Source organism: Ornithinibacillus halotolerans (genome assembly GCF_014637405.1).
GTDB classification, from domain to species: domain Bacteria; phylum Bacillota; class Bacilli; order Bacillales; family Amphibacillaceae; genus Ornithinibacillus; species Ornithinibacillus halotolerans.
Map to the genome: position 1 here is coordinate 87280 of NZ_BMEY01000013.1, position 13000 is coordinate 100279.

Annotated in this window: 11 protein-coding genes and 1 pseudogene; 3 read left to right on the top strand and 9 right to left on the bottom strand. The window is 33.3% G+C overall.

What is annotated here, in order from left to right:
- Positions 1-33: 33 nt before the first annotated feature.
- The 3 genes from IEV35_RS13150 to IEV35_RS13160 all read right to left on the bottom strand — a co-directional run bounded on the left by IEV35_RS13150 (position 34) and on the right by IEV35_RS13160 (position 1400).
- Positions 34-345: a DMT family transporter gene (locus tag IEV35_RS13150; protein WP_188385117.1), complete on the bottom strand. Its 312-nt coding sequence runs from the start codon at positions 343-345 to the stop codon at positions 34-36.
- Entirely contained in the window at positions 345-686 is a 342-nt protein-coding gene (locus IEV35_RS13155; protein WP_188385118.1) for a DMT family transporter, read from the bottom strand. Before IEV35_RS13155 ends, IEV35_RS13150 begins: the two co-directional genes overlap by 1 nt.
- Before the next feature lie 132 nt (positions 687-818).
- Positions 819-1400 carry a TetR/AcrR family transcriptional regulator gene (locus IEV35_RS13160; RefSeq protein WP_188385119.1) on the bottom strand — a complete coding sequence of 194 codons (582 nt, stop codon included), beginning with the start codon at positions 1398-1400 and terminating at the stop codon, positions 819-821.
- Positions 1401-1579: 179 nt separating this feature from the next.
- Between IEV35_RS13160 and IEV35_RS13165 the strand changes: the two genes are divergently transcribed.
- Positions 1580-2047: a CBO0543 family protein gene (locus tag IEV35_RS13165; RefSeq protein WP_188385120.1), complete on the top strand. Its 468-nt coding sequence runs from the start codon at positions 1580-1582 to the stop codon at positions 2045-2047.
- Between the two features lie 17 nt (positions 2048-2064).
- Positions 2065-2526, top strand: coding sequence for a CBO0543 family protein (locus IEV35_RS20470; RefSeq protein ID WP_373284757.1), 462 nt, complete (start codon positions 2065-2067; stop codon positions 2524-2526).
- Between the two features lie 81 nt (positions 2527-2607).
- Here IEV35_RS20470 and IEV35_RS13170 read toward each other — a convergent pair whose 3' ends face one another.
- Positions 2608-3033, bottom strand: a complete 426-nt coding sequence (locus IEV35_RS13170) for an OsmC family protein (RefSeq protein WP_188385121.1) — start codon at positions 3031-3033, stop codon at positions 2608-2610.
- A gap of 119 nt (positions 3034-3152) precedes the next feature.
- Between IEV35_RS13170 and IEV35_RS13175 the strand changes: the two genes are divergently transcribed.
- The gene (locus IEV35_RS13175; protein WP_188385122.1) at positions 3153-3938 is read left to right on the top strand and encodes a nucleotidyltransferase domain-containing protein; all 786 of its coding nucleotides are present in this window, start codon (positions 3153-3155) and stop codon (positions 3936-3938) included.
- 113 nt (positions 3939-4051) lie between these two features.
- Here IEV35_RS13175 and IEV35_RS13180 read toward each other — a convergent pair whose 3' ends face one another.
- The 5 genes and pseudogenes from IEV35_RS13180 to IEV35_RS20510 form a co-directional block, all read right to left on the bottom strand.
- The gene (locus tag IEV35_RS13180) at positions 4052-4912 is read right to left on the bottom strand and encodes a CheR family methyltransferase (RefSeq protein ID WP_188385123.1); all 861 of its coding nucleotides are present in this window, start codon (positions 4910-4912) and stop codon (positions 4052-4054) included.
- A 3-nt stretch (positions 4913-4915) separates the two neighbouring features.
- Positions 4916-8146, bottom strand: coding sequence for a response regulator (locus IEV35_RS13185; protein WP_188385124.1), 3231 nt, complete (start codon positions 8144-8146; stop codon positions 4916-4918).
- Entirely contained in the window at positions 8143-10620 is a 2478-nt protein-coding gene (locus IEV35_RS13190; protein WP_188385125.1) for an EAL domain-containing protein, read from the bottom strand. The genes IEV35_RS13185 and IEV35_RS13190 overlap by 4 nt, the downstream gene beginning before the upstream one ends.
- A 157-nt stretch (positions 10621-10777) precedes the next feature.
- Entirely contained in the window at positions 10778-12604 is a 1827-nt protein-coding gene (locus IEV35_RS13195) for an EAL domain-containing protein (protein ID WP_188385126.1), read from the bottom strand.
- Between the two features lie 323 nt (positions 12605-12927).
- Positions 12928-13000 (bottom strand): annotated as a pseudogene (locus tag IEV35_RS20510) (IS200/IS605 family transposase); the annotation flags it as partial.

Sequence of the window (13000 nt, forward strand, 5' to 3'; positions counted from 1 at the left end):
TTAGATACCTGGCTTTTTTGTATTCATATATTTTTATACTACCTTTAATCCGGTAACACCAATGATAATTGCTAATAAGCTTACCATTCTAATTATGCTTTTTGACTCACCGAAAAATAACATATTCATTAATACAACTCCACCAGTTCCAACTCCGGTCCATGTTGCATATGCAATACTTGTTGGTAAGTAATCAAATGAGGCATAAATAAACGTAAACGAAAGACCAAGTCCACCAGCATATAATAGAGCGTTAGCAATGTTTTTCTGTTTGCTAAAACGATTTAATCCCCATACACCAATTAATTCATTGACTGCTGCTAACACGACATAAAACCAACCCATTATTCTACCACTCCTTTCGTTTCCTTATGATCATCTGATAATTTCAATCCAATAACTCCAGCAATAATGAGTAAAATAAAGAATACTTTAGAAATGCTAAATTGCTCATGGAAAATAAATATATCCATTATAAACGTTCCAACCGTACCGAATCCTGCAAAGATTGCATATACCGTACCAGTCGGAAGCCCTTCACATGCTTTCGCTAAAAAATGTAAATCCAATAAAATAAATGATATGATTAGAACCCAATGCCACCATGTAGATGCTGTATTAAATCCGTAAATCCACACCAATTCGGCTAAACTAGTTAACACAACATATATCCATGATTTATTCATACTAACACTCTCCACTTTCCGTGACTGACATTCAGTCATTTTATGCGTAAAAGAAAATTTCCTAGTTTGAAGGAAATAATCTATCTTAAACTATTAAACTATCGCATCTAATGGCATTTTAAAAAAATCAATTTATTGGGGTCTAACTCCTAAACCATACATCGAAAACTCCAATACTTCCTTTTTCTTAATGGCTTCCATATCTTTATCCCCATGGGAATATAAGAAGGTTTGCTCAGCTGCCGATTCAATTAAATCAATTAATAATACAGCAGTTTGGTCCGGGTCTAAATTTTGACGTAATGTTCCAGCATCTTTTGCTTCGCTTAAAAATCTACTCATCCAAGAATAATATTGGGAGTACAGTGCTTCCCATTCTTGCAAGTAATCTGTAGAGGCTAAGCCAGCATATACTAATGCAAAGATTTGACGATATTCTTTTGTAACGGAAAATGCTACATCAATAACATCTTTCATTTGATCCTCAAAAGGATCTTTCTTATTCACTTTTTTCATAATTTCATTTAACGTCTTCTCAACCATTACTTCTGCAATGGATGGAACAACTGATAGTTTGGATGAGAAGTAAATATAGAAAGTTCCTTGTGCAATGCCTGCTTTCTTTACAATGTCAGAAACCTTTGTTTTTTCTAGTCCCTTTTCCGTAAAAACTTCCATTGCTGCGTGTATTATCCGTTCTTTTTTATTGTCCATTTGCTTCCTCCACAAAATGACTGATTGTCATTCATTATACAGTAATTTTCAAAAAAGTCAAGACGATTACTGATTTATCGCCTTTTAATAATCGACAACTTTTTCTTCACAATATAATTTGGTATAAATTTACACTTCCAATTACAAAATAGAAATAATTAATTGCGAGGGGCGACTATATGATTTTCGCTATAATTTCGGCTTTTATCTTTTTAACCATTGCTTTTGTTATTAAAAAGAGAATCTATGTTGTAGAGCTGTACACAACTTCGCTATTTGCTATGGTATTCCAATTACTTGTCGATAATATCTTAGAATTTAAGTATGACTTTTATGGTTATTTTGAAAAGGGAGTAGACTATGAAACGTTCATCGTTATCCTCCTTATATATCCACCTTTAAATATTATCTTTCTTAATTATTTCCCATTAAATAAAAAGCTCCTAACCAAATGTTTATACATTTTAGGTTGGTGCGTATTCTCTGTATTGTACGAGTATTTGAGTGTTAAGATAGGGTTTTTTTATTATGAGAAATGGAGTATATGGTATTCTGCCATCATCTATCCATTCGTATATGGTTTACTGTTAGTTAACTTCTTCTCTATTAGAAAACTACTACATTTATATAAACATAATAACGTCTGATACATGGAGAGAGATTAATGCATTTTTTCTATATTTTTGGTTTTTTAGCAGCAGGAATAAAATTAGCTAATTGGCATGATTGGAAAAGGTATTATCCGACGATACTGTTCTTCATATTATGTGATTTATTTGCTAATATAATAACAATCAAACAACCGTTATGGCGGTATCAAGAAACGATATTCGCAACTGAAATTTTACAAAATCACACGATTATTTCACTACTCATTATGCTAATTGTATATCCCGTAACTATATTGATTTTCCTTGATCGATTCCCCAAAGAGATGTATAAGAAAATAATCTGGGTATTCATATGGGTCCTCTTATATGCTACTGTTGAATATATCAATTTGAACTATTTTTCATTAATTAGGCATGAGAATGGTTGGTCAATGATATGGTCGTTCTTTTTGATATTGTTATGTTTACAACATTATGGGCTCATTATCATAGACCTTTGGTCGCATGGATATTAGCTACTATATGGTCAATGATAATTATATTTCACTTTCAAATTCCTTTATCTCTTCTACCATAAATATAAAAAAGGAGAAAGCTTAAATGCTTTTCTCCCCGGTGTTGCCATTAAGTGAATAGGTAGCTGTTATTTCAGCACTAAGTGAATGAGAAACAGAACAATATTTATCCATAGATAATTCAATTGCTCGAATTACTTTATCTTCTGGAATATCTCCTTCAATTGCATAATGAATTGTAATCTTTGTGAATTTTTTTGGATGATCATCTGCTCGGTCACCAGCTATATTCATTTGAAATGATGTAGGGGTATGACGCATCTTTGTTAATATTGATACAATGTCTATCCCAGTACACCCTGCTACAGCACTTAATAGTAGCTCTGTTGGTCTTGCACCAGTATTTTCACCACCTACAGATTCAGCTGCATCCATTTTTAATTTATGTCCAGATGGAGCAAATCCTGTAAAGGCCATTTTTCCATCCCATTTTACATTCATTTCCATTATGTTCCCTCCAATTATTCGAACCTTTATTTATAGTTTCCCAGAAAAACTCATATTTACAACCATTTTGATTTTATAATACAAACTAGTTAATAATTTCTTATTAAGGAGAATTTATCTTGAAGCAGCCTATTATAGAAAGATTAGAACAAATTGAAAAGAATTATTATGTTAAAATTTTATTTGCTTGTGAAGCCGGAAGTCGTGCTTGGGGATTAAATTCAGATAGTAGTGATTATGATGTCCGATTTATTTATATACATCCGCCGGAAGTTTATCTAAGTATTGATCCAATTGGCACAAAGAACAATCGCGATGTCATTGATGTGCAAGAACATGTAGAACTGGATATACATGGTTGGGAGATAACAAAGGCACTACGATTGTTGAGGAAGTCCAATCCTTCTCTTTTGGAATGGTTACATTCCCCAATTGTTTATTACATCAACAGTTCATCTACAGAAAGAATGAAGAGATTATTACCAAAGATACTGAACCAAAAAGCTTGTATGATTCATTATGTAAATATGGCTAAAAATAATTTACAGCAGCTCCAAAGAAAAAATCCTGAAATAAAAACAGTTATTAACATTATTCGTCCTATACTCATTGCTAAATGGTTGGAGAAAACTAATCAGTTTCCTCCTATGGATTTTATACAACTATGTGAAACATTAGTAACTGATGGAGAAATCCAAAATGAATTACATACTCTCATTCATCAAAAAGTTACGACAAATTACAACCATCATGTTAACCATTTTGACAAACTACTAAGGTATGCTGAAAGTGAGTTAATTCATTTAGAAGCAACCATTCAGCAATTAAAAAATCCAACGGGCAAACAAGTTACTGAAAAATTAAACAGGTTATTCCGAAATGCTTTAGATGAGTTTGAAATGTAGATGTCAATAAATAACTAAATGAAGAGGCTGGGAAAAATCATTACGTTAAATTTTTTAACCACGGATTACCGTTGACAGAAATACTGTTGTCCCAGCCTCTTACAATATTAAGTTTATTTTATTTTTCGATATAATTTTTCTTGTACACTTACAGGCTCATATACATCTGCATAGTTTTTATTGTATATAGTTTCTTTACTACCCAATCCAAGAATACCAAACATCCCTAAACTATCATAAAATAGCTGATGAACTTTTACCTGTAATTCTTTATTGAAATAAATCAATACATTTCTGCATAAAATCACATGAAATTCATTAAATGATTTGTCCGTAACTAAATTATGTTGTGCAAATATAACATGTTCCGTTAAAAAGGGTTTAAATACTACCCCATTATCTGTAACCGTATAATAATCGGAAAATGCGCTTTTTCCACCTGATAGAATATAATTATTCGTATACTTTCTCATATTCTCAATTGGAAAAATACCTCTTTTCGCTTTTTTAAGCACTTTCGTATTGAAATCGGTAGCATAAATCTTTGTCTTATCATAAAGCCCCTCTTCATATAAGAGCATTGCCATAGAATATACTTCTTCACCTGTTGAACACCCCGCATGCCAGATACGAATCGATGGATATGTTCGAAGCATTGGAATTACTTTTTCACGAAATTGCAAAAAAAATGATGGATCACGGAACATTTCAGTAACATTTATTGAGAAATTCTCTACTAACCGCTTTAGTGTGGCTGTATCATGTAATACTTTATCAAGTAGTTGAGTAATAGATGATAGATTCTCATTTTGCATTCTATGGATTACCCTTCTTCTAATAGAATGATAAGCATACTCTCTAAAATCATATCCATACATGTCATATATTCCCTGCAATAACAGCTGTATTTCAATTTTTTCTAAATCAATCTCTTGATATTCGGAACCTTCAAATGAATCGAATTCCTTCACCATCCATCAATTCCCTTCACTCTGATATAACCAAACTTTTATTAATGAAACTAACTGATCCGGATCGATTGGTTTAACGATATAATCAGAGGCACCAGCTTCTAAACACTTCTCGCGGTCTTCTTTCATCGCCTTAGCAGTTAATGCAATGATTGGAAGGGTATGATATGTTGGATTACTTCGAATAACACGCATTGCTTCATAGCCATCCATCTCTGGCATCATAATATCCATTAACACAATATCAATTGAAGGATTAGTAGCTAAAGCTTCTATACTTTCTTTTCCGTTTTCGGCAAAGGTGATTTTCATTTCTAACTGCTCTAATATACTAGATAAAGCAAAAACATTTCTCACATCATCATCGACTAATAGCACTTGTTTTCCTTTAAGAATTTCATATTCCTTCTTGGAGTGCACTTGAAAACTACCTGTATCTAATTTTTCCAATTGTTGATTCTCACCTAAGAACAACTGCAGTTCTTCCTTTAAACGACTTGGAGAATGTTGGTCTTTAATAATAATCGTATGTGCATGCTTATTTAATTGCATTTCTTCTTTTGCAGTTAATTCTCTACCCGTATAAATTATTACTTTAATATTTTTTGTTTGTTCGGTATCCTTAATGAGCTCTAATAGATCAAATCCAGTCGTGTCCGTAAGACCTAAATCAAGAATAATACAATCGAAATAATTATTCTTCAATTGTTCAGCAGCTTCATACCCAGATGAAACAGCCTTCAACACAACATCCATATCCCCGATTAATTCCATCAGACTATTCCGTTGAACCTTATCATCATCGACTATTAAGATTTGGCCTAGCCCTTCTGATTCTGGTTCCACATTTTCTATTTGAGGAATCGAGATAGGGTCTTCTACCTCTACTAGCTCTGTCGTAACAGCTGACTCCCTCATACTAGAATGAACAACATGTTTTGATGCCTTAAAGTTTCCAACATTAAAAGTAAATATAGTGCCTTTTCCTACCATACTTTCTACTTTAATATCTCCTCCAAGAAGGTTTGCAGATTCCCTTGCAATAGAAAGTCCTAAACCAGTTCCACCATATTTACGACTAGTCGTTCCATCCGCCTGTTGGAATGCTTCAAATATTATTTTTTGTTTTTCTTTTGGTATACCTATTCCTGTGTCTTTAACAGAAAAGGTAATGATTTCCTGATTATTCTCGTCTATATGAACATCTATTTCAAGTTGTACTTCACCTTGTTCCGTAAACTTAAATGCATTAGCTAGCAAATTTTTTAAAACTTGTTGAATTCGAATTTCGTCACTATAAATAGTAGTTGGCACATGTTTATTTACTGTAATATGAAAATCTAATCCGTTTATCTCTGCAATCGATTTAAATGAGTTTTCGATGAACTGAACTAAATGCTTAATATTAACATTGCTCGGTTGCACTTCCACTTTACCTGATTCAATCTTAGCTAAGTCTAGTATTTCGTTTATCATCGCAAGCAGATCATTTCCTGATGAATATATCGTTCGAGAAAAGTCTATTTGTTTTTCTGATAAATTGCCCTCTTTATTATCCGCTAATAGTTTCGATAAAATTAATAGACTATTAAGTGGTGTTCGCAACTCATGAGACATATTTGCTAGAAATTCTGATTTATATCTCGAACTTAGTGCAAGCTGTTCAGCCTTTTCCTCAATTTCCATCTTAGCTGCTTCTACTTCTTTATTCTTACGAATGAATTGTTTATTTTGCTCTTCTAAAATCCTTGTTTTTTCTTCTAAATCCGCATTAATTTCTTCTAGTTCTTCTTGTTGAGACTGTAATTTTTCTTCAGATTGTTTCAATGCTTGAGTCTGTTCTTCAAGTTCTTCATTTGTTGCACGTAATTCATCCTGTTGAGTTTGTAACTCTTCTGCTTGTGCTTGTGTTTCTTCCATTAATGCCTGTGACTCTTCTAACAATGCTGCTAGTCTAATTCTACTCATCACACTATCTAGAATAACTCCTAAATCGGCAATCAAATCTTCTAAGAACTGTTGCCCAGATTGTGTGAATGGTTTGAATGAAGCGATCTCGATGACTGCTTTCACATCCCCTTCGAACTGAATTGGCAATACATATACACTGATTGGTGTAGCTTCTCCTAACCCAGATCGAATTCGTATATAATCATCAGGTACATTAGTTAAGATAATTGGTGATTTCTCTACTACAGCTTGTCCAATTAATCCTTCCCCCGGGCGGAAAGTATTAGTTAAATGTTTTCTTTCTTTAAAAGCGTATGATCCAACTAACCGATAAACGGGATCTCCTTCCATCGTTTCTTGCACATAGAATACCGCGTGGCTTGCACCAACTGTAGGGACAACTTTTGATAAAAATGTTTGAGCTAATGTTTCCATATGTTGTGTTCCCGTTAGGCTTGTTGTAATATTAGCGATATTCGTTTTAGCCCATGTCAAATCTTGTTCTTTCTCCATTTGGGCATTTAATGAGGATGTCATTCGATTAAATGCTTGGGCGACTTCACCAATCTCATCCGTGGTGTTCACTTCAACTTGCGTATTTAAATCGGTATCACCATTAGCAACTTTCCTCATTATATTGGCAACAGTTGTTAGCCGATGGGTAACCTTCCAAACAGTTCGAGTTAATAATAGGAATATTATTAGAAGAAAGAGAGAGAGTACCAGGATAGTGATTATTTGTTCCTTATTGAAACCTGAACGAACTACATTAAATTCACTAATCATATTTGTTTCAAACATCGTCGTAATCTCTTTTATTACCGAAAAGAACTCCTCGTGCAAACTTAGAGAGTTCTCCCCGATTAGTTTTAACGCTTCTTCTTTATTCCCTGCCTTAACTAGTTCAATAACTTGTAAAATATAATGATTAAATTCATTATTTAACTGTTCCAGCTCTGCAACTGCAGTTTGCTGACTTTCACTTTGTACAATACCTTTTAATGTTGTAATATTTCTTGCCAATTCTTCTTTCTCTATCTCAATATTTGCAAGTTCTTTTTGAATATATTGCTCGTCATTGAAGATAACAATATTCCGTAATGATATTCCTTCATCTTTAATATCTCGATGGATTTGTTCAGTTAAGATTGTTAACTCATAATTAGTCTCTAACGAATCACTTAAATCATTAATTGTGGAGCGTTGATTCAAACTAAAAGCAATCAAAATAACTAAAAATATCGGAAGAGTACTTAATGATAGTAGTATTTTTGTTCTTATTTTCATTCTAGTGCCCCTTTAATATGTTCACTTCTAAATGTTTGATATAGTATCGTTATTGCATGAACCCTATCATTAACACCCATTTTATTAAAAATTCTTGTCACATGATTTTTCACGGTATGTTCGCTAATATATAGACTTTCAGCAATTTCCTTATTACTTGAACCTTTTAAGATTAACTCGAAAACATCCATCTCGCGAGATGTAATATTATACTTAGTTTGTAATTGAATCATTGCCTCTTGTAGGGAAACATTTTCTTTCCCATTAATTGCTGGAGCTTCGATATTATTAGTTCGAGTCATCTTGTTATCTAGTGAATCGAGATTGATTGTAAAGGGTTTACCACTTAATATTTCTTCCGGTTGGCTATAATCAAATCCTCCATGAACCGCTGGACCTGACACAATACAACAACCTAGCTCTTTTAAGCGAACCAACTGTTCCGCATCCTCTACATCAGTTGCTATGACCTCAATTTGTAATACGTTAATAAAGCTTTTAATCGTTGTAATAAATAAACTCGCTTCTCTATTCGTTGATGTGAGTCTATCAGCAAAAGACTTCTCCATACTAATCCCTTTAATAGGGAACTGACTAACATACCTCACCGACAAATGCCCTGAACCGAAATTATAAATGATAATTCTAAAACCTATTTGATTTAATTGGTCCAACACTTTTTTAATTACTACTTCATATTCTTGTATCATACATTCCAAAATTCCAATTTCTATTAGAGTCGGATCAACCTTTGTTTCTAGGATAATTTGCTGTATCGTACTAAATAAATCTTTATGCAAAAATTGTTGATTAGAATAAAAGACCCCTGTTCGAACAGAGGGATAGCCTTGAATTTTCCATTGTGTTATTTGTTCACATACTTTTCTAAAGTACCATAACCAAACATCTACTATTACACCAGTTTCCTCTAACATTGGAATCAATTCTTTTACGGAAACGGTTCCCCAATTTGGATGATTCCATTGAAGTAGTGCATCGAACCCTGCAATCGTACCAGTTTCTAGATTTACTTTTGGCTGATAGTTTATCTCTAACTCATTTCTAGAGAGAGCCTTTCTCAAATCATTTTGCATTGTAAAGTTACGATACGATTGGATATTTAACCCCGCATGATAAAACTGATATTGGTCACTGCCTAGCTTTTTAGCCCGATTTAATGCAATATCGGCATTCTTAATTATTTCTACAGGACCATCTCCATCGTAAGGAAAAACACTTAGACCAATACAAGTAGATATAAATAGTTCATATTGATCAATGTAAAAAGGTTGTTTGAAAGCATGAAGGATATTCTCAGCAATTTGTAATGCCTCTTCACGTGAACTATCCGGTAACAGAATATTAAACTCGTCACCACCAATTCTTGCGACTACATCGTTTTCCCGCACTACCTCTAATAACCGCCTGGAAACTTCAATTAACAGCCTATCCCCTATCAAATGTCCAAGTGAATCATTGATGAACTTAAATCGATCTAAATCTAAATACATTAGCCCAAAAGTTTGATTAGAAAACTTCGCTTCTTGAATTTCACTTGCAAGCTTTTCATTAAAATACGTTACATTCGGTAGCTCGGTTAATGCATCATGATATGCCATAAATCTAGTCATCTCTTCATGCTTTTTTCGTTCAGAAATATCACGAATGGTACACGCAAGAATTAATTGATTATTAACTAGTTGTCTACCAAAATGAATCTCAGCATGAATTGATTGCCCATCTCGACGATATGCAACTCCAGATTTACGTATATTTGATCTAGTATCATAAATATCTCTACGAACAGATGCCATATCAACATCTTGTAGTAGTATAGTAATAGACTTGTCTAACAATTCATCCACATCATATAACAATATATCTTTCACTGCTGGATTGGTCTGTAATATCGTTCCTTGTTCATCTAGCAGAATCATGGCATCTAGTGAAGTATGTTGAATAATGTTTGCAATCGCTTCAGATTTACGCAATTCAGATGCTAGCTTCACTAATTCCTTATTTTTTTCTATTAGCTCGTTATTCTTCTCTTCTAAAGCCTTTGTTTGTTGTACCAATTGAACATGTAAACGATATATATCTATAAATCCATCTACTTTGGATTTTAATACAAATGGATCAATTGGCTTTAATATATAATCAATAGCTCCAACAGAATACCCCATAAATATATGTTCAGATTCCATATGGTTCGCTGTAATAAAAAGGATTGGTATATGTTTTGTTTTTTCTCTTGCTTTTATTATTTTTGCTGTTCTGATTCCATCCATTCCCGGCATTTGTACATCTAATAAAATTGCAGCAAAGTCATATTTTAATAGATATTTTAATGCTTCTTCACCAGAATTCGCTTTAATAAGATTATATTCTTCACTCTCTATAATCGCCTCCAGTGCCAGTAGATTCTCTGGACGGTCGTCAACGAGAAGGATATTAATCATATTTTCATTTTCCATCGGTAATCTCCTCTTGACAAAATTCATTAAAATAATGTAAATAAATCATACCATATCGATTTAGGATAGCGTTATCTTATTTTTAATGGTTAATATTCTCAAAACATGATAAACAAGGCAATCCCAACCGTTAGTCGAAATAGCCTTGTAAATGCTTTTATTTTGAAGTTGCTACTTCCTTCAAATATTGGAAACGATCAACAGCTAAAATATTACATTCCGGAACAAATGGATTCCTTCTAAGTTGTGATGAAAAATGATTTAAAACACCAATTAATCTATCACGGTCTATTTCATCTAGAATAAATTGAATACCATATTTGTAAATTCCATGTTCTTCTTCTTTCCATGAAATTTTCCCATCATAATTGTGGGGTTTTCCCAATATAATAAACTTAAAGTTACAAACTAAGTCCGGTCGAACTGGTAAATTCAACGTAGATAACATGCGAATGCCACCAGCACCAATGTCTTCTACTAATACTTCTGAGTTACCTATTTCTAAGCTTCTTCCTCCTACTTTTATGATTGACATTTTTGAAAGCATCGGAAATTGTAAATGCACTCTAAAATATTTCCTTCTATCCTTGGCTAGTTCAGCACTCTTCACAGAGACTGGTTTTAGTATTTTTTTCTTTAGTAATGTACAGAAACTATCTTCTGATACCGGTTTACTAAAGATAAAACCTTGGATTTCTTCACATTCTTGCTGTTTTAAAAATGACAATTGCTCAAAAGTCTCAACACCTTCCGCTACAAGATTCAATTCAAGACCTTTTGCCATGTATATTAATGATTTGATAATTACCGCTGATTCTTTTGTTTCCGTAGCCTTCCGTACAAATGAACGATCGATTTTTAACGTATCAATTGGAAACTGGTTCACATAAGCCAATGATGAATACCCAGTACCAAAGTCATCTAATGCAACTTTAACTCCTAAATCCTTTAGTTCTTGCATTGCTACTTTTACAGAATCCTCATGCCTTAATAAAGTCGCTTCTGTTATTTCGAATTCAATAAATTTAGAATTGACATTGTTTTTTTCTAACTCTACTTGGACTTGCCTTTTGAAATCCTTTTTGAGTAATCGTTGTGCAGAGATATTGATTGAAATTGGAACAATTGGTATTTTTGCTAGTTCCAAACGATGGATAAAAAGACAAACTTCAGCCAGTACCCAATCACCAATAGCATTAATTAATCCGATTTCTTCAGCGAGCGGAATGAAATCAAGAGGGGAAATCATTCCACGTTCAGGATGTTCCCATCTGATTAATGCTTCTGCAGCGATAATCTGATTAGTAATAGCAGATACTCTAGGCTGGTAGTGTATGACGAATTCATGATTAGTTATCGCTCTTCTCAACTCTTTCTCTAATTCAATTGGATTAGAAGGGGTTGAATTATCTATTGCTCTATAGCAGTGAATATTATTGGCACCATCTTTTCTTGCAGTATAAAAAGCTTGCCATGCATGACGAATCACTTGATCCTTTGTTTGGTCATCCGTCCATTTACAGATACCAATACTCGTTGTTGCAAATAGATCGTTTGTTCCTAGTACAAAGGGAATCGTTAATGACTCTACGATACGTTTCGCTAATCCCTCTGGAAGGTTTTCATCGTCATAATCCCATATAACAAGAGCGAATTTATCCGCAAAAATTCTATTAAAAAAGCAGTTCCTTGGAAGGAGTGAATTTACTCGGTTCCTAAAATGTTCAATAAATGAATCTCCTGTAACCACTCCTAACGATTCATTAATAACGCGTAACCTTCCTAATTCTAAAATAAATAATGAAAATGGTTTATTTACCTTAATCAGTTCCCCTATTTTTCTTTCAAATGAATAGCCACCAGATTGTTTCATTCTCTGATTAATTGGTTCTAAATCGATTTCATTACAAAATGATATCGTTTCTTTATCTCTTTTATATGTAGATTCTTTCTTTTTAAAGTTAAATAATGAATTAAGTCTCATGAACTGTTCTCCCCTTTGTTTACCTCAGTGCCTATACACGGTTGTAATCTAGTTATATTTTCTCTGTTTACTTTAGAATTGCCTATCACCTTTCATTCTTAATTTCCAGGCTTACGATAGGAATACAGTACTAATTTACTAGGAATCACATGAGAATCAGGAGCTACAAACCTACTAATTGTTATTATCATAATCAAAACCACCAGTGTGAACTGGTGGTTTGCTCTGCGGCTTGAAGCCTCTGTTACCGGCCTTGGCCTTAAAGGCCTACTGAATGGTTTCCCCTTACGCACCACATCCACACACTGATTCTAAAGAATCTCTTATATCTTTCTATTTTTTTCTCCTGTGAACGGATCAAACTCTTCGAATAACGTTAATTGATCTGCCATATAA

What these genes read in the sequence shown, in the direction of transcription:
- IEV35_RS13150 (WP_188385117.1), bottom strand. Translation starts at nt 345, where the DNA reads ATGGGTTGGTTTTATGTCGTGTTAGCAGCAGTCAATGAATTAATTGGT.
- IEV35_RS13155 (WP_188385118.1), bottom strand. Translation starts at nt 686, where the DNA reads ATGAATAAATCATGGATATATGTTGTGTTAACTAGTTTAGCCGAATTG.
- IEV35_RS13160 (WP_188385119.1), bottom strand. Translation starts at nt 1,400, where the DNA reads ATGGACAATAAAAAAGAACGGATAATACACGCAGCAATGGAAGTTTTT.
- IEV35_RS13165 (WP_188385120.1), top strand. Translation starts at nt 1,580, where the DNA reads ATGATTTTCGCTATAATTTCGGCTTTTATCTTTTTAACCATTGCTTTT.
- IEV35_RS20470 (WP_373284757.1), top strand. Translation starts at nt 2,065, where the DNA reads ATGCATTTTTTCTATATTTTTGGTTTTTTAGCAGCAGGAATAAAATTA.
- IEV35_RS13170 (WP_188385121.1), bottom strand. Translation starts at nt 3,033, where the DNA reads ATGGAAATGAATGTAAAATGGGATGGAAAAATGGCCTTTACAGGATTT.
- IEV35_RS13180 (WP_188385123.1), bottom strand. Translation starts at nt 4,912, where the DNA reads ATGGTGAAGGAATTCGATTCATTTGAAGGTTCCGAATATCAAGAGATT.
- IEV35_RS13185 (WP_188385124.1), bottom strand. Translation starts at nt 8,146, where the DNA reads ATGAAAATAAGAACAAAAATACTACTATCATTAAGTACTCTTCCGATA.
- IEV35_RS13190 (WP_188385125.1), bottom strand. Translation starts at nt 10,620, where the DNA reads ATGGAAAATGAAAATATGATTAATATCCTTCTCGTTGACGACCGTCCA.
- IEV35_RS13195 (WP_188385126.1), bottom strand. Translation starts at nt 12,604, where the DNA reads ATGAGACTTAATTCATTATTTAACTTTAAAAAGAAAGAATCTACATAT.